Genomic DNA, 17,028 nt, shown 5'->3' on the forward strand with positions numbered 1-17,028 from the left:
GCAAGGCGTAATCGAGGTTTGTGACAGCTCCGTGACGGCAAGGTGGAACAGCGAGTACCGCGCTTTCCTGGCTTTGCGTGGTTCGCGTCGCTCACCCGGCGCGCGCCAGGCGGACGGTGAACTGGGTGCCGCGGCCGATGGCGCTCTCGACCTCGATCGAGCCGTTCATCAGCTCGACCAGGTGCTTCACGATGGCGAGGCCGAGACCGGTGCCGCCCAGATCGCGTGAGCGGCCGGCGTCGACCCGGTAGAACCGCTCGAAGATGCGGCCCAGGTGGTGAGGCGGAATACCGGGGCCGTCGTCGGCGACGGCGAGCGTCACCTGCTGATCGACCGAGCGCGCCCTCACCGTGACGTGAGCTCCCTCGCCCGCGTACTTGATGGCATTGTCGAGCAGGTTCATGAGCACCTGCTCGAGCGCGCGGCGGTCGCACCGAACGGGCGGGAGCGCGGAGGCGTCGACCGTCAGCGTGACCCTGCGCCGGCGCGCCGCCTCGGCGAGCAGCTGCGTGACGTGCTCGATGGCGGGGGCGATGTCGAGCTCCGACAGCGCGAGGCGGAAGTTCTTCGCCTCGATCTTGGAGAGGTCGAGCAGGTCGTCGACGAGGTGGCGGAGGCGCTTCGCGTGCCGATCGATCACGTCGACGAACTCGGCGGCCTCGTGGGGGTCCTTCAGCGCGCCGAGCTGCAGCGTCTCGGCGGCGGTGCTGATCGCGGTGACCGGGGTGCGCAGCTCGTGGGACACGTTGGCGACGAAGTCGGTCCGGATCGTCTCCAGCCGGCGGAGGTCGGTGACGTCGTGGAACACCGCGATGAGCCCCGGCTCGGCGGACGCGCCGTCGTGATCCGCGCCCCACGCGGCGAGGGCCTCGCGCTCATCGTGCCCGAGCCGCTCCGGGCCCTTCCGGCGCGACACGCGCACGAGCAGCCGTCTCGGCAGCGTCCGCCCGAGATCGACCTCGACGTCGACCGGCTCGTCCCGCTTGCCGGCGAGCTGGATCGCCTCGGTGAGCCGCGCGTTGCGGATCGACTCGATGACGGATCGACCGAGCGCGTCCTCGCCGAGGGAGGCCATCGCGCGGAGCGCCCGGTTGGCGAGGAGGATCCTCCCGTCGCGATCGAGCACGAGGACGCCCTCGCTCATCCCGTCGAGGATGCCTGCCAGCAGGGCGCGCTCCGTCCGGACCTCGGCGGTCGAGCGGGAGAGCTCGCTCGTGAGGTGGTTCAGCGCGCGCGCGAGCTGGCGGAGCTCGCCCGAGCCGCGCAGCGGGGCGCGCGTCGACAGGTCGCCCTCGGACATCGCCTGCGCGAAGCGGGTCAGCCCCCGGATCGGGCGCGCGACGAAGAAGGCCGTGGCGGCGCCGACCGAGACGGCGACGACGATCACGGCGCCCATGCCGAGCAGCAGGGTGCGCCGCGAGCGAAGGAGGGCGGCGTCGACGGCGGCGCGCGGGCTGTGCTCGGCGAGCAGCGCCGCTTCCATATCGCGCGCGGCGAGGCGCTCGATGGGGACGCCAGCGACGAGGAGGGCGAGCACCGTCCCCGCCGCGAGCTTCGCGCCGATGCCCAGCCCCCTCCGCAAGCGCATGGGCCCTCTAGGCGACCTCGGGCTCGGCGCGGAACCGGTAGCCGACGCCGCGCACGGTCTCGATGTAATCGCCCGCCGCCCCGAGCTTCTCGCGGACGCGCTTCACGTGGGTGTCGACGTTGCGCGCGGTGACGTCGACGTGCGAGCCCCACACCTCGTCGAGCAGGAGATCGCGCGACAGCACGCGCCCGCGGCGATCGTAGAGCATCATGAGCAGGCGGAACTCGAGCGCGGTCAGCGCGATCTCGGCCTCCTGCACCCAGGCCCGGTGCGCGGCGCGGTCGACCCGCAGGATGCCGAAGTCGAACTTCTCCGGCGCCGACGCCGGGCTCTCCGAGCGCTTGAGGATCGCCCGCGCGCGCAGGATGAGCTCGCGCACGCTGAACGGCTTGACGACGTAGTCGTCGGCCCCGAGCTCGAAGCCGACGATCCGGTCGATCTCCTCGCCCTTGGCCGTGACCATGATGACGGGCACCGCCGAGGTCTGCGGGTTCTGCTTGAGGCGGCGGCAGATCTCCGTGCCCGACATGTCCGGGAGCATCAGGTCGAGCAGGACGAGATCGAACCGCTCCTCTTTGACCGCCCGGAGCGCTGTCTCTCCGCTCCCGGCGGACACCACATCGAACCCGGCCTGACGAAAATTGTAGGTGAGGACGCGCTGCAGGTCGCGCTCGTCCTCCACGATGAGCACGTGGCTCGGCATGGCGGATGTATGTAGCAGCGCATTGTGACAGCTTGATGGCGATCGCGCGTGTCGCGCGTCGCCCTCGCGAGACGGAATTGCGACAAGGACGAGGTGGAGCGCGAGCGTGAGGAGAGCGCGGAGAGGCGAGACAGACGTCGGGGGGATCGGGCGCGGCCGATCCGCGACCGGGGGCGCGGCCGGGAGAGCAGCCTGGAGCGGTGCGGCGGGATGAACAGCGATGACGGAAGCGCGGCCGGGCGGAGGATCGTGCAGCGAGGCGGGCGGCGGACTCCCAGGACGGAATGCGTGAAGCTTGCAACGCTCGGCGTTTTCGCCTAACTGGGCCGCCCATGGCCCTCGAGCGAACTCTCTCAATCATCAAGCCTGATGCGATGGAAAAGAACACGGCCGGCGCGATCGTCGCCCGCCTCGAGCAGGAGGGCTTCACGGTCAAAGCGATGAAGCGCATCCACCTCACCCGCGCGGAGGCCGAGGGCTTCTACGCGGAGCACCGGGGGCGCGGCTTCTTCGACGAGCTCGTGACGTTCATGTCGCGCAGCCCCATCCTGGTGATGGCGCTCGAGCGCGAGGACGCGGTGGCGAAGTACCGCGAGGTCATCGGCGCGACGGATCCGGCCAAGGCGGCGGCGGGGACGATCCGCAAGCTCTACGGGGCGAACGTGGGCGAGAACGCGGTCCACGGGTCCGACAAGCCGGCGACGGCCGCGCGGGAGATCGCCTACTTCTTCGCGGGTTACGAGGTCGCCCCGAGCGCGACGGCCTGATGCTCGGCGAGCGGCTCGCGGCTGCGCTCGGCGCGGCGCGGGACGGCGCGGCAGGCATCGAGAGCTTCGCGCACCTGCTCGGCTCGCGCCGCGTCGGGCCGCGCGGGGTCGCGCTCGCGCTGCCGGAGGTGTGCGAGGGGTGCGCGGCGCTCGTCGTTGCCCTCGACAGCCTGTCCTCGGCGGTCCGCGACGGCTTCGTCGAGACAGGCTCCGCCGTGGCGGCCGACGTCGCGGCGGCCGACGCCGCCTGCGCGGTCCTCGGCCACGCGGGCGTCGAGGTCGCGCGCCTCACGGACGAGCTGTCCCGCGCGGCGGCGGGCGCCTCGCCGGCGCGCGGCGCTGGCCGCGGCCGCGCGGATCGCGGCGGCTCCGAGCGCGGCATCGACGCGCGGCAGCGCCTCGGGCTCGAGGCGTCGGTGCGCAGGACTGCCCGGGAGCTCAGCGGCGCGCTTCGCCTGTCCGAGCTCGTGATCGCGACCCTAGAGCTGCGCCCGACGCCGCTCGATCTCATCGACGTGCTCCGCAACTGGAGCGCCGCCCCGGCCGAGGGGCGGCCCGTGGTCGGCATCTCGGTCGCCTCCTCCGATGGCCGCGCCAACGAGGTGGAAGGCGACGTGCGCGCCGTGAGCGGGCTCATGGAGCTCGCGGTCGGCATGGTCAGCGCCGCGGGCGTGGCGAGCCCGCACCTCACGGTGTCCCGCCTCTCGGACGGGCGCTCGATGGTGCGCATCGCCGAGCGCGGCCCGCGCGAGGGCGCGCCGGCGGTCGCCCTCGACGTGGTGCTGCGCGACGGCGGCGAGCGGGCGGCCGCGGTGGCCCGCGTCGTCGCGCGCCGCGCGCGCATCGAGCTCGTCGAGGCGACGGGCGGGCGCGTCGTCACCATGACGTTCTGACCCCGGTGCCGGTGCTGGCTCGGCCGTGCTAAAGGCGGCGCCATGGCCACCGAAGAATCCATGAAGTCCCTTGTTGAGGCGGCGTTCCGCGACCGCGAGCTCCTCCGCTCGCCCGCGCACGAGGCCGCGGTCCTCCGCACGATCGAGTGCCTCGATCAAGGCCTGCTCCGCGTCGCCGAGCCCGACAAGACCGCGCAGGCGGGCGGCGAAGGCGCGGCGTCCACCGGCGAGGGCGCCCCGCACAGGTGGGTGACGCACGCGTGGATCAAGGAGGCGATCCTTCTCTACTTCTCGCTCCGCGGCATGAGCGTGATGGAGGTCGGCCCCTTCGAGTTCCACGACAAGATCCCGCTCAAGCGCGGCCTCGACAAGGCGGGCGTGCGCGTCGTCCCGCCGGGGACGGTGCGTTACGGCGCGTTCCTCGAGCAGGGCGCGATCGTGATGCCCGGCTACGTGAACATCGGCGCGTGGGTCGGCTCGGGGTCGATGGTCGACACCTGGGCGACGGTCGGCAGCTGCGCGCAGATCGGGCGAGGGGTGCACCTCGCCGGGGGCGTCGGCATCGGCGGGGTGCTCGAGCCGCCGGGGGCGCGGCCGGTGATCATCGAGGACGGCGTCTTCGTCGGCTCCCGCGTGATCGTGGTGGAGGGCGTCGTGGTCGAGGAGGAGGCGGTGCTCGGCGCCGGCGTGGTGCTCACCGCGTCGACGGCGATCCTGGACGTCACGGGGCCGGAGGTCGTCGAGCACCGCGGCCGGGTGCCCGCGCGCAGCGTGGTGATCCCGGGGACGCGGCCGAAGCGCTTCCCCGCAGGGGAGTTCTCGATCCCCTGCGCGCTCATCATCGGCAAGCGGAGCGAGGCGACGGACCGCAAGGTGTCGCTCAACGCGGCGCTGCGAGATTTCGCGGTGCCGGTGTGAGCGCGCGCGCCGACGCGGACGCGGCGGCCGCGGCCGATCTCGCGGACACGTTGCTCTGGCTCTGCTCCGTCCCGTCGCCCACGGGCGAAGAGCAGGAGCTGTGCTGCGCGGTGGCGGAGCGGCTCGGTCGGGCTCGGCTCGCCGCGCCGGTGCGCCGCCACGGCGACTCGCTCGTCGTGCAGGTGACGCAGGGCACGGGCGGCCCGAAGATCGCGCTGGCCGGGCACCTCGACGTGGTGCGCACCTCGCACGACGGGCCGCCGCGGATCGAGGGGGATCGCCTCTACGGCCCCGGCGCGAGCGACATGAAGTCGGGGCTCGCGCTGATGCTCGACCTCGTCGAGGGCGAGCGCGAGGCGATCGCGGGCGTCGATCTGACGCTCGTGTTCTACGCGCGGGAGGAGGGCCCGTACCTGGAGAACGAGCTCGCGCTGGTCATCGATCGCGAGCCGGACCTCCGCGCGCTCGATCTCGCGGTCTGCCTCGAGCCGAGCGACAACCGGCTGAGCCTCGGCGCGAGCGGGTCGCTCCACGCGGGGCTGACGTTCCGCGGGCGGACGGCGCACAGCGCGCGGCCGTGGCAAGGGGAGAACGCCATCTACAAGGCGGGCCCGCTCCTGTGCGAGCTCGCCGCGCTCGCGCCGCGCGAGGTCGAGATCGACGGCTTCGTCTACCGCGCCGTGACGACGGCGACGATGGCGCAGGGCGGGCGCGGGCGGAACGTCGTTCCGGACGAGTTCACGATGAACCTGAACCACCGCTTCCCGCCTGGGACGTCGATCCAGGAGGCGCAGCGGACCATCGAGGCGCTCGTGGACGGCCGCGCCGAGATCGCCTGGCGCGACCTCAGCCCTTCGGCGCCGCCGCACGCGTCGCACCCGCTCGTCGTCGCGCTGCGCGAGGCGGGCGTCGCCGCGGTCGAGCCGAAGCAGGCGTGGACCGACGTGGCCCGCTTCGCGGAGCTCGGGGTGCCCGCGGTCAACTTCGGCCCCGGCGAGAACGCCCAGGCGCACCAGCGGAACGAGTGGTCGTCGCTTCGAAAGCTGTCCGAGGGTCGCACGATCCTCCGCCGCTGGCTCTCGGCGCTCGGACCGGCCTGAGGCCGCGCGCACCCGCTGCGCGCGCTTCGTGTCAGGGGGGAGCCCACCTGATCACGCGCGGCGTTCGGGGCGCGCCCCGGTGATCCTCGTATCCCTTCAGGTGGCCGTGCGCACCGAGAGCCCGGCGGCGGGGATGGTGAAGAAGAACGTGCTGCCCTGGCCGGGCGAGCTCTCGACCCAGATCGTACCGCCGTGGGCCTCCACGATGCCCTTGGTGACGAACGCGGCGAGCCCCATCCCTTGTCCCATGGGCCTTCGGGGGGGCGCGTGGCGGGCGAAGAGCAGCAGTTGTTGCTCGGGGGAGATGCCAGGTCCCGTATCGGAGATCGAGAATCGCGCGTCGGTGCCCGACGGCTCGGCGCGCACCGTGATGCGTCCGCCCTTCGGCGTGAAGCGCATGGCGTTGCCGAGCAGGGTGGCGATGACCTGGACGATGCGCTCCCGATCGCACGCGATGGGCGGCAGCTCGTGCGGCAGCTCCTTCGCGATCTCGAGCGGCTTCAGCGCGACCGTGGGTGCCACGAGCTCGATCGCCTTGTCGAGGATCGGCTCGACCTCGTGCGCGCCTTTGCCGACCTTCAGCGAGCCGTTCTCGATGCTCATGGCGTCGACCAGATCCTGCGCGAGCTGGTTGATCTCGTCCGCCGCGCGGGTGATCGCCTCGAGCTGCCGCTTGCCCGGGCCCTCCTGAGGGACGGATCGCATCAGCATGCGGGCGCTCACGACGATCACGCTCAGCGAGTTCCTGAGGTCGTGAGAGATGGTGGAGACGGTCTCGCGCAGGATGCGCTCCGCCGCCTCCGCGCGGCGCTCGAGGAGCTGGCGCTGCTCCTCGATCATCCGCTCGCGCTTCGCCGCGTCGCCCCGCGGGGCGAGCCGCTCCGCGTCCGCCTTCGATCGCCTGGGCGCCCTGGCGCGCAGGGTCGCCGGTCCCGCGGATCGAGGCCCGCTCGCCGCGGCGGACGTCGAGCCCCGCTTCGGAGCGCGCAGGGGCGCCACCGTGGTGCGCCCGCGGAGCGTGCGGCCGTGCGCTGCGTCCGCGCCGTCCGTCGCGTTCTTCCCGGCTTTTTTTCTCGTCACCCCCGCCATTCTTCTCCCCTCGTGCCTCTCAAGCCCTCAGTTAGCCAGAAAGACCGCACCGAGAATAGTCAGGTGGTGCCGCAGTCAAGTCCTGGCAGCGCGGGAGCGCAGGTGCGCGATTCGCAGTCTCGCCGCAGTCTCGCCGCAGTCTCGCCGCAGTCTCGCCGCAGTCTCACCGCGGTCTCGCGGAGGGCACGCCCCTCGCGGATCTCGCGAGCTCGTGCGCGCTGTGTAGGTTTCGCCGGTTCTTTGGAGGGGAGATTCGCGGCGCGTCAGGGAGCGCTTTCCGGCTGCGATGACGCGCTGCCGCGCGACAGGAGGCGGCGAATCTCGAGCACGAGCGTGTCCGGCAGGCACGGCTTCGTCAGGAAGGCGTCGCACCCCGCGTCCTTCGCCTCGCGCGAGTGCCCCGCGAGCGTGTGACCCGTGAGGGCGACGATGGGGATCCTCATGGTGCGAGGATCGCTCTTGAGGTGGCGCGTCGCCTCCCAGCCGTCGATCTCGGGGAGCGAGAGGTCCATCAGGATGAGGTCCGGGATCAGCTCGAACGCGCGGTCGAGCGCCTCGCGCCCCGTCGCCGCCTCGGCCACGCGGAACCCGGAGAAAGACAGGTACTCCGCGAACATCTCCCGGTTGTCCTGGAAGTCGTCCACAACCAGGACGAGCGGCGAGACCGCGTTGTCATCAGACTTCACTTCCATCCCAGTGAACCTTTCCATTCCTCGGCGCACCGCGCCGCCCGATCGATCGTAAGGGGCTCCGGCATCGCTCGGCCGGCCTCTCACGCAGGGTCATGTAGGGGGGCGATCCGCTCGGGTCACGTCATGTTTGTATACCTGATTGCGGGCACTATGCCGGGCATTTCCCCTCCCGCGCAGGGGTTATCCTGCATTTGCCCTGAAGGGGTCTCAGGCTGCTCCTGATGTGGCCTAGGTAGGTCCGTAGGGGCGGCGGACGCCGACGATCTCGTGGAGCAAACGAGCGGCGCTGTCCCAGTCGACCGGCTTCACGAGGACACCGTCGAACGCCGAGGCGTTGAGGGCGGCGCGGGCCTCGAGATCGCGCCGGCCAGTGCACGCGAAGATGGCGACGTGCTGGGTCGCCGGATCGGCGCGGAGCGCCTCGGCGACGACGAAGCCGTCGATGCCGGGCATCCTCAGGTCACACAGGATCACATCCGGCACGTCCTGCGTCGCGAGGAACACGCCGCGCAACCCGCCGGCTGCCCGCTCTACCAGGAAGCCGTGCGCAGCGAGCGCCGCCTCCGCCATGACGAGGAAATCGGGATCATCATCGACGATGAGGACCCGGCGCCGCCGCTCGATCACCAGGGTATCCTCGTCTCCCTGCTCGTCGTGATGCTCGGTGAACTCTCTGCGCTCTGCCTCGGACATGCGCCCCCGCTCGCGGCTCGGCTGACAGCGCTCCCCAGGTGCTCGGGCTTCGATGCGCTGATGCGCGGAAGCAGACCATGGACCCATGGAAGGAGAGCAATGAGGAGCAACGGCCTCCCGCCGGCGTTTCTGGAAAGGCCCCCCCGCGCTGTTGGAGGCGGAACCTGAACCCCAGGTACACCTTGTGCCCAGGTCGCTTATCCGCAACCATCAACTGTCCAGCGCAGATGGGGGATCTCTGCGCGGTTCACCCCCAGCCTCCGGCGACCGCTGTTTCGGGGCAGCCCCGACGACAGTTGGCTTGCTCGTCTGATGCTCGCGGTCCGCGCTGCTGCATATTCGGAGCAGGCGTTTATGTGGATGGATGACGAGTTCTTCGCGCGTGTGGGCCACGATCTTCGGGGCGAGCTGGCGACCATGCTGGCGGGGGTCCACTATCTCCTGCGTTACCAGAAGGACCTCGGGGCGGCGCCGCGGGATATGCTGGAGCGCGTGCGCGGCGCGGGCGAGCGGCTGAAGCGGCTGCTCGACGAGTTCGACAACTCCATCTGGCTCCGCGCGGACCCGAGCCGTCCCATGGCGATCGCCTCGTGCGATGCAGGCGAGCTCGCCCACCGCGCGGCGGGGCATCTCGAGGAAGCGGCCACCGCGCGTGGCGTGCGCATCTCCTTCGATGCCGAGCCCGACGGCGGCGCGCCCGTGGAGGGGGATCCGGAGCTGCTCCGGGTGGCGATCGAGTACGTGCTCGGCTTCGCCATCCTGCGCTCGCGCGATCGCCCCGTGCAGATGCGCGTCTCCATCGCTGGCGGTGAGGCGGTGGTGACCGTCATCGACGAGGCCGGCCCCGTCGCGCCCGAGCCGCTCGCCCGGCTGCTCGACCCGTTCGGCGAGCGGGCGGCGATCCCCGCCGACCCTGTCGCGCCGCGCCGTCGAGAGCGGCTGGGCCTCGGGCTCGCGATCGCGCGTGGCATCCTCGGTGCGCACGGGGGCGGGCTGACCGTGGAGCCGTCGTCCGGGCGCGCGGGCGGCGGCTCGACGGAGCCGGCCTCGGGGCTCTCCGCGACGGGGCTGCGTTTCACGTGCTCTCTCGGCGGCGTTCGGCGGGGCTCTCCCCCCGGGTCGCCCGAAACGACGGGTCGCGGCCGTGCGGCGAGCGCGAGCGGCGATGACGGATGAGATCTCGCCCTGGGCTCGCAACGCGCGGATCGTGTCCGATGAAGACTTCGTCTAGGATGGACGGGGTCGCACGTCGCGAGCGTGCTCCAACTTCCACTGCCCACCGATGAATGCGCCTCGATGCCGACGCTGAGCTCTCTCCTCGTGCAGCATGGGGTTACCTCGATGCGGGTGGTCGAGGAGGCGATCGCCCGCCAAGTGCTCCACGGCGGCGATCTCGCCACGAATGTGCTGGAGCTGGGCGCGGTGCGCGAGCGAGAGCTCACGGCGCTGCTCGCGGAGAGCCTCGGGCTCCCGCCCGCCGTGGGCCGGCTGCGACCCGCGTCGCCCGAGGTGCTCAGGACGATCCCCGTCGATCTTGCGGTCCAGCACCGCGTGTTCCCCCTCGACGTACGCGCGGGCCTCGACGTGGCAGCGACGGGAGCCCTGCAGCGCGAGGCGACGCTCGTCATCGCCACGGCAGAGCCCCTCGCGTTGCCCGTGGCGGAGGAGCTGAGCTTCGCGCTGGGGGTCAGCCTGCGGCAGCTCGCCGCGCCGCTGGTGCGCATCCGCCAGGCGCTCGCCGAGCACTACGGCGTGGCCCTGGAGCGGCGGTTGTCGCGGCTGGTGAAGCAGCTCGACGCGCGCGCCGAGCCGAGCCCGAACGAGTCGAGCGAGTCGAACCTCGCGAACGAGCCTGGCCCTCCGGTCGCCGCTGCGGTCCCGCCGGCGCCGCCGCCCGCCTCACCTGCGGGCATCGACGCGGCTCCACGCGCGGCCGTCGACGCCAGCGCGTCCGCGCAGATCGACACGGGTTCACCTGCCGAGGTCGTCGCGGATCCATCAGCTGAGCTCGCTGGCGCCTCGCCCCCTGGCGCCGATGCGGATTCACCGGCAGACGTCCGCCCCACGTCGCCTCCAGGAGTCGAGGCGGCTTCGCTGGCCAGCGTCGATGAGCCCGAGGATGCCGCTGAGACCCGGCAAAAGCGACCCAGCATCGAGGATGCTCCGACGGTCGAATCGCTGACCTCGATCTACGACGAGGACACGGTCGTCGCGGACGTGGCGCTCAACGAGGCGGTGCCCACGCCGAGGAAGCCGCCGCTCCACGAGATGGATGACGAGCCGACGGTCGTCGCTGCGTATCCGCTCGATCTCTCCTTGCTCCGCTATCCCGAGGCGCACATGCCTCGGGTCGAGGCGGTCGCTTCACCGCGCGCCACGCCAGGTCCTGGTGAGGCGGCCGCGCATACCGTCCAGGCGGCCGCGCTGCAGGCAGAGCCGGCGATCGAGCCGGCAGTGCCGACGCCGCGCTCCGCGCAGCTCGCGCCGCACCTTTCGCCGCTGGCGCCATCGGAGGCCGTGCGCACGTCGCCGCCCGTAGAGGCCCCGGGGCCGCCCGTCGAAATCCCGGAGCCGGCGCCGAAAGCAGCGGCTTCGCCGGCGTCGGCGCTGTCCGGCGTGCGTTCGCCAGCGCCAGGCACTCAGCTCCTGACGGGCTGGCTGAAGCGGGCCTCTGCTGCACACCGGCCTCAGCAGGAGCCGCTGCCGCGAGCCGCCGCGGCGCTCCAGCAGCAGCCCCACGGATCCGCATCCACGGCGTCGACAACGGCGGCATCGGTACCCGCAGTATCGACACTTGAGGCGCCGGCACCCGTGCCGTCAGCACCTGCGGCGCCGGCACCCGCGGCGCCGGCACCTGCGGCAGCTCCGGCGGAGCGACGCGAGCTCTCCTCGAGCGCGCCGGCGGCGAAGGTCTCCATGCGCGAGGCGGGACGGTCTGCGTCCGCTGCGCAGCGGCGGAAGGGCCCCTTCACGCTGGCCATGGCCGAGCAGGCGCTCGCCGCCGTCGGATCGAGCGAAGAGGTGCTCGGGGTCCTCTTCGACTTCGCTCAACAGTACTTCGAGTACACGGTCCTGTTCACGGTGCACGGCGAGCGCGCCGAGGGCCGCAACGCTTCAGGTCCAGGCGCCGATCGCGAGCGCGTCACGAAGATCGCCGTGCCCTTCGAACGTCCGAGCGCCCTCGCCAGGGCGCGCGCGCTCCGCGCGCCGGTCGTCACGACCGTCGCAGGCAGCGCGCCTGACGCCGAGCTCCAGCGCGAGCTCGGCAGGAAGGTCCATGCGGCCGCCGTGGCGGTCGTCCCGATCGTCGTGCGCGGCCGCGTCGTTGCGCTCGTCTACGGCGACGACGGCGCCACCTCGGTCGAGCTCTCGAGCATCGGAGACCTCATCGCGCTCGCCGGCATCGCGGCGACGGTGCTGGAGCGGCTCATCCTGCGGAAGAAGCAGAACCGCAGCGGCGGAGCCCAGCCAGGCGACGGCCCGGCGCCCCACGAGGCCGCCTCGCCTCAGCAGAAGGCGCCCGCGCCGCAGCCTCCCGCGCCCGTGCCTCCGGAGGACGCCGCCGCGCGTTCGGAGGACGCCGCTGCGCCGATGGACGAGCCGGCGACGGAGGGACCGCTCTCCCTGCGCACCCGCGCCGCGCTCATGGAGCTGAGCAGCATGGTCCGCGCGGACGCGCACGGCTCGCACGTCGCCGCCGCGGGCGCGCAGCTGCCTGCGGCGGATGCAGACCGCGACGCGGGAGAGCCCCCGCCCGCCGACCCCTCCGATGTCGCGCCGCAAGCCGTGCGGCCGCAGGGCGGCTGGACCACGGAGGACGGCGCTTCTGGGATCGACGCCGTCGCGCGGGCCTTCGGCCTTCGCGGCACCGGCGTGGAGACCGAGCCCGTGCGGCCGAACGAAGGTGTCGCGCACGCGATGGCCTTCAGCTCGACGATCCCGCCGGCCCCGACGCCGCACGCGCAGCGCATGGGCTCCGAGCCGCAGTTCCGGTCGGGCCTCGAGGTGGACGCGGACGTCGTGTCCGGCACGGCCGTCACGGCGCCGATGATGCCGGCGATCACGCCGCCGATGATGCCGGCGGTCACAGCGCCGATGATGCCGGCGATCACGCCGCTGCCTGCGCCGCGCGCCGCGGCGTCGTCGGCGCCGGCGATCATCGACGAGATCCCCGACCTCGAGATCCCCGCGGCGCCGGTCCCCTCGGCGTCGGAGGACCTCGATCTCGGCGAGCCGGAAGAGGCGCGGACGAAGCGGTACTCACGGCCTCCGTGGATGCTCGACAGCTCGATCATGCCGGGCGCAGAAGAGCACCGCGAGCTCGGGCCGGCGCCGGCCGCCGGGCGGCCCTCGTGGCGCCGCCGTACGCCTGTTGCCGTCGAGACCGCCACGGCGTACGCGAGGCCCCCGTCCGAGCGGCGCGCCGCGGTCTCGCCGTCGCCGGCCGGCGACTTGCGCGCGGAATACACCTCGCTCCTTCAACACGTCCTCGCGGGCGGCGAGGCCGGCGCGAGGGCGTTCGCCGAGCTCGTGCGCAACGGCGACACGGCGATCTCGGTCGTCGCCGCGCGGTTTCCGGGTCCGCTCCGGGTCGATCGTCAGCGCTTCCGTGAGCAGCTCGCCGGCCCGGAGGGCGCCGCGATCGTCGCCTCCGCGCCCCCCGCCTCCCAGTGCGGGCCGCTGCTCGAGCTCATCGTCGCGATCCGGCGCCCGGCGCTGCCCTTCATGACCGTGCGGAGCGCCTCGCCCGATCCCGAGGTGCGCCTGTGGGCCGCGCACGTGCTCGGCGAGCTGCCGTACCCGGAGGCCGCCAACGCGCTGCTCCCGCGGCTCTTCGACGACAGCATCGCCGTGCGGCGGATCGCGATCCAGTCGGCCGCCTCGCTGATCGCGGCGCCGCCTGCGGGCGGCCCGATCCTGCAGGGGCTCGACCACATCGCGCGCGACCGCGAGGAGGCGTCCGCGCGGCGGCTCGCGGCCATCGAGACGATGACCGAGATCCGCTCGGGAGCCAGCGTGCCGGCGCTCATCAGCGCGCTCACCGATCCTCACGAGGCGATCGTCGAGGCGGCGGCGCGGGCGCTGGTCGTCATCACGCGGGACGATCTCGGCCGAGACGCGCGCAGGTGGCTGTCGTGGTGGTCGAGGAACGGCGAGCGCCATCGCATCGAGTGGATCATCGACGCGCTCACGCACGAGAAGCCTGCCATCCGCCGCGCGGCGATCGACGAGCTGAAGGGCGTCACCAAGGAGTACTTCGGGTACTACGAGGACCTGCCGCGGCAGGAGCGGGAGGCCGCCCAGGAGCGCTACCGCGCGTGGTGGATCTCCGAGGGGCGCTCGCGGTTCCGCACCACCGGCTGACGCCGCCACCATGGCGCGGGCGGCGGCGGGGAGGCGGGCGGCTCAGCTGCTCAGCGGGAGCCGCCCGTCGGGTGGGCTTCAGGGAGGGTCAGGGGAAGGGGAGAGAGCGAACCGCGCGGCGGCGGTTCACTTCGGCGCGGCGGGGGCGGCGGCCGGCTGCGTGGCGGGCGCCGGCCTCTTGGCGGGCAGCCCGGCGGGCGCGGTCTCGCCGGCCTCCTTCATGGCCTTGTCGATGAGCTTCTTGAACTTCGAGAACGGCTGCGCGCCGCTGATGAAGTAGCCGTTCACGACGAACGCCGGCGTCCCGCTGATGCCCGCCTTGTCCGCGACGGAGTTCTCGGAATCCACGAACGCCTTGTGGGTGTTCGCGTCGAGCGCCTTCTTGAACTTCGTCATGTCGAGGCCCTGCTCCTCGGCGTACTTCTCGAGCGAGGCGCGCGAGAAGGCGTCCGGCTGCCCCTGATTCTTGAAGAGCACCTCGTGGTACGCCCAGAACCCGGCGTTGCCCTTCTGCGTGTAGGCCTCCTGCGCGGCCTCGGACGCGAGCGGCGCGTTCTTGTGCATCGGCAGCGGCCGGTGGCGCCACACGATCTTCAGCTTGTCGCCGTAGGTCTTCGAGATCTGGGAGACCGTGTCCTCGACGCGCTTGCAGAACGGGCACTCGAAGTCCGAGAAGACCTGCATCACGACCTTGGCCCTCTCGCCGCCCTTCCACGGGCTGTTCGGCGCCGGCGCGGAGACCTCCTTGCGCTCGGGCGGCGGCGGCTCCTTGCCGTCCTTGATGATCTCGGCGTAGAGGTCCTTGGCGGCGACGCCCTTGGCGAGCAGCGCCTCCGACTTCTTGATCTCCTCGTCGATGATCGTCTTGAACTTGTCGATCGGCTGCGCGCCGACGAGCCGGCGGCCGTTGATGAAGAAGTGCGGGGTCCCGGACGCCTGCAGGTCGTCCGCGAGCTCCTGATCGGCGGCGATGGACGCGCCGAACTTCTTGGTGGCGATCGCGGCCTTCACCTTCTCGACGTCGAGCCCCAGCTCCTTGGCGTAGCCGAGCAGGTCCTCGTCGTTGAGCTTCTGCTGGTTCTTCCAGAGCAGGTAGTACGCGTCCCAGAAGCCCTTCTCGCCCTTCTGCGCGCGGGCCTCCATGGCGAGCTCAGCCGCGGGCTCGGCGCGCTGGTGGAACGGGAGCGGGTTGTTCTTCCAGACGAACCGGACCTTGTCCCCGTAGGTCGTGAGGATCTCGTCGATGGTCGGGACGACCTTGCTGCAGAACGGGCACTGGAAGTCGGACCACTCGACGATGGTGACCAGCGCGGTGGCCGGGCCTTTCGCCGGCGCGTCGCCGACGGGCACCTTCCAGACGGTCTTGTCGTCCTCCTGCGGGCGCTCGCGGTCCTTCTGCGGCGGCGCCTTCGCCTTGTTCTCCGCGGCGAGCTTCGCGTACACCTTGTCGGGCTTGGTCCCGGCGGCGACCGCCGCCTGCGCGGCCTTGAGCTGCTCGTCGATGACCGACGTGAACTTGTCGATCGGCTGAGCGCCGCTCAGGAACACGCCGTTGATGATCGAGGCGGGCGTGCCGGTGACACCCGAGCTCTTGCCGACCGCCATGTCGGCGTCGATCTTGGCCATGTACTCCTGCCGATCGAACGCCGCCTTGAACTTCGCCCTGTCGACGCCGGCGTCGCCGGCCCACTTCTCGAAGTTCTCGGGCGTGAGGCTCTTCTGGTTCTGGAAGGCGAGCTCGTGGAACTTCCAGAACGCCTTCGAGCCGCCGAGGCGGAACACGGTCTCGGCCGCGAGCGCCGCCGGGCGCGCGTTCTTGTGGAAGGGGAGCGGGTTGTTCTTCCAGATGATGCGCAGCTTCTCGGGACCGTACTTGTCCTTGAGCTGGTTGATCGTGGTCTCGACCTTGGTGCAGAACGGACACTCGAAGTCGCTGAAGACGACCATCGTCACCGGCGCCGCCCGCGTGCCCCACATGGGGTCCTTCGACGACACCGGGACCGCCGCGTCCTCGTCGGTCCACGGCTGACCGTCCTCGTGGACCGCCGAGATCTCGTGCCCGCGCGAGCCGGCGCTCCGATCGATGCTCCACATCAGCCCCATCCCTGCGATGAAGCAGAGAAGAAAGCCGACGATGGCTGTTCCCTTGTTCATGATGTTTCCTCTCTCAACGTGGTGGGGCTCCGCCAGGCGGGCCCCTCCTTCAACGCGGGCGCGGCACCGGGTGCAGCGCCCGCGACAAGATCGCCCATCGTGACCTCCCGGGGCGGCGAGCCACCCCGGGCCAAGGGAGCCGCCGCCGCGTGCGCGCGGCGCAGCCCCCGGCGGAGCGCCAGAGCCGCTCTCGACCCCTCACGCCGGCGCCAGCGACCGGCCTCAGGCGCGGCTGGCACGTCGCCCTCGAGAGGGCGAGCCTGCGCGACGTGGGACCGGACCAGCGCCTAGGAGGCTCGGGTCAGACCGGCAAGCGCTCCGGACCTCGCGGCAGCGCCGCCCTCGCGCCGACAGCTGCGGTCTACGAGAGACCACGCGGCGCGATCGGGTGTGGGCTGCCGGCGAGCTCGCCTCATCGAGGCGGGTGGTAGACGCCCTGCGCGACGCCGGGACGCGGTCCTCCGGAGACCGCCGCGAACGAGAAGAGCGAGAGCGGCGCGCACGGGGCAGGGAGGACGAGGTCAGCAAGGAGCAACGCCTGCTGCGGGGGGCTGGAGAGCTCGCTCACAGGGCCGGGGTGCCGCGAGTTCGGGCCGACCATCGGCCCGCCATCGCCCCTGGCGCAGCCTGGCGCCGCGTCGATCCGCGCGTCGGTGATCGGGAGGGTGCGGGGCGGAGCGACCGAGGAAGCTCCGCGGGGATCGCAGATCGGCGCGTCCCTCGTCTCGCCCGTCGCATCATCGACGCTGGTCAGGACGGTGCACGACGGCTCGTCCGGCGGTGCGACGATCGTCATCCGGTCGTCCTCGCACACGGGGACGATCGCAGCGCGCGCTGTAAGCGGCAGGACCAGCGCCAACGCGAACGTCAGCACGGTCATCAGGCGCTGGACAGCGTGTCGCGACATCCCTCGCAAGGATTAGCCGAGGCGTGCAGGGAGAGCAATGGCCCGGATCCCCGCAGGAACGCGACACTTCGGGGTCTTCCTGGACGGATCCCGACGCTTCTCCAGGGTACCGCCCGGAGGACGCCACTTGTCGACAGGGTGTGGATAACCCTGTGGATAA

At 72.0% G+C, this 17,028-nt stretch carries 13 protein-coding genes; 6 read left to right on the forward strand and 7 right to left on the reverse strand.

Annotated features, from left to right (window positions below):
• Nucleotides 1–91: 91 nt before the first annotated feature.
• Complete coding sequence (locus WMF34_RS15390; RefSeq protein ID WP_012235578.1) at nucleotides 92–1,588, reverse strand: HAMP domain-containing sensor histidine kinase; 1,497 nt, start codon at nucleotides 1,586–1,588, stop codon at nucleotides 92–94.
• Nucleotides 1,589–1,595: 7 nt separating this feature from the next.
• Nucleotides 1,596–2,291 carry a response regulator gene (locus WMF34_RS15395; protein ID WP_012235579.1) on the reverse strand — a complete coding sequence of 232 codons (696 nt, stop codon included), beginning with the start codon at nucleotides 2,289–2,291 and terminating at the stop codon, nucleotides 1,596–1,598.
• Nucleotides 2,292–2,623: 332 nt separating this feature from the next.
• Between WMF34_RS15395 and ndk the strand changes: the two genes are divergently transcribed.
• The 4 genes from ndk to dapE are packed head-to-tail and all read left to right on the forward strand — an operon-like array spanning nucleotide 2,624 to nucleotide 5,969.
• Entirely contained in the window at nucleotides 2,624–3,058 is a 435-nt protein-coding gene (gene ndk, locus WMF34_RS15400) for a nucleoside-diphosphate kinase (protein WP_012235580.1), read from the forward strand.
• Nucleotides 3,058–3,951: a hypothetical protein gene (locus WMF34_RS15405; protein WP_012235581.1), complete on the forward strand. Its 894-nt coding sequence runs from the start codon at nucleotides 3,058–3,060 to the stop codon at nucleotides 3,949–3,951. The genes ndk and WMF34_RS15405 overlap by 1 nt, the downstream gene beginning before the upstream one ends.
• A gap of 42 nt (nucleotides 3,952–3,993) precedes the next feature.
• Nucleotides 3,994–4,869, forward strand: a complete 876-nt coding sequence (locus WMF34_RS15410) for a 2,3,4,5-tetrahydropyridine-2,6-dicarboxylate N-succinyltransferase (protein WP_012235582.1) — start codon at nucleotides 3,994–3,996, stop codon at nucleotides 4,867–4,869.
• Complete coding sequence (gene dapE / locus WMF34_RS15415; protein ID WP_437993743.1) at nucleotides 4,866–5,969, forward strand: succinyl-diaminopimelate desuccinylase; 1,104 nt, start codon at nucleotides 4,866–4,868, stop codon at nucleotides 5,967–5,969. Before WMF34_RS15410 ends, dapE begins: the two co-directional genes overlap by 4 nt.
• A gap of 96 nt (nucleotides 5,970–6,065) precedes the next feature.
• Here the strand turns inward: dapE and WMF34_RS15420 are convergent, their stop codons facing one another.
• The 3 genes from WMF34_RS15420 to WMF34_RS15430 all read right to left on the reverse strand — a co-directional run bounded on the left by WMF34_RS15420 (nucleotide 6,066) and on the right by WMF34_RS15430 (nucleotide 8,443).
• Nucleotides 6,066–7,058 carry a sensor histidine kinase gene (locus WMF34_RS15420; RefSeq protein ID WP_437993744.1) on the reverse strand — a complete coding sequence of 331 codons (993 nt, stop codon included), beginning with the start codon at nucleotides 7,056–7,058 and terminating at the stop codon, nucleotides 6,066–6,068.
• A gap of 263 nt (nucleotides 7,059–7,321) precedes the next feature.
• Nucleotides 7,322–7,750, reverse strand: a complete 429-nt coding sequence (locus WMF34_RS15425) for a response regulator (protein WP_012235585.1) — start codon at nucleotides 7,748–7,750, stop codon at nucleotides 7,322–7,324.
• Nucleotides 7,751–7,978: 228 nt separating this feature from the next.
• Nucleotides 7,979–8,443 (reverse strand): response regulator, encoded by a 465-nt coding sequence (locus WMF34_RS15430; RefSeq protein ID WP_012235586.1) that lies wholly within the window; start codon nucleotides 8,441–8,443, stop codon nucleotides 7,979–7,981.
• Nucleotides 8,444–8,797: 354 nt separating this feature from the next.
• Between WMF34_RS15430 and WMF34_RS15435 the strand changes: the two genes are divergently transcribed.
• Nucleotides 8,798–9,619: a sensor histidine kinase gene (locus WMF34_RS15435; RefSeq protein ID WP_012235587.1), complete on the forward strand. Its 822-nt coding sequence runs from the start codon at nucleotides 8,798–8,800 to the stop codon at nucleotides 9,617–9,619.
• Nucleotides 9,620–9,739: 120 nt separating this feature from the next.
• Nucleotides 9,740–13,807 carry a HEAT repeat domain-containing protein gene (locus tag WMF34_RS15440; RefSeq protein ID WP_437993745.1) on the forward strand — a complete coding sequence of 1,356 codons (4,068 nt, stop codon included), beginning with the start codon at nucleotides 9,740–9,742 and terminating at the stop codon, nucleotides 13,805–13,807.
• 126 nt (nucleotides 13,808–13,933) lie between these two features.
• Here WMF34_RS15440 and WMF34_RS15445 read toward each other — a convergent pair whose 3' ends face one another.
• Together WMF34_RS15445 and WMF34_RS15450 are read right to left on the reverse strand one after the other, a co-directional pair.
• Nucleotides 13,934–15,961, reverse strand: coding sequence for a DsbA family protein (locus WMF34_RS15445; RefSeq protein WP_012235589.1), 2,028 nt, complete (start codon nucleotides 15,959–15,961; stop codon nucleotides 13,934–13,936).
• 412 nt (nucleotides 15,962–16,373) lie between these two features.
• Nucleotides 16,374–16,868, reverse strand: coding sequence for a hypothetical protein (locus tag WMF34_RS15450; protein ID WP_012235590.1), 495 nt, complete (start codon nucleotides 16,866–16,868; stop codon nucleotides 16,374–16,376).
• Nucleotides 16,869–17,028 lie beyond the last annotated feature (160 nt).

Origin of the sequence: Sorangium sp. So ce145 (assembly GCF_051525985.1) — a bacterium.
In the GTDB taxonomy this organism is placed as follows: domain Bacteria; phylum Myxococcota_A; class Polyangia; order Polyangiales; family Polyangiaceae; genus Sorangium; species Sorangium cellulosum_B.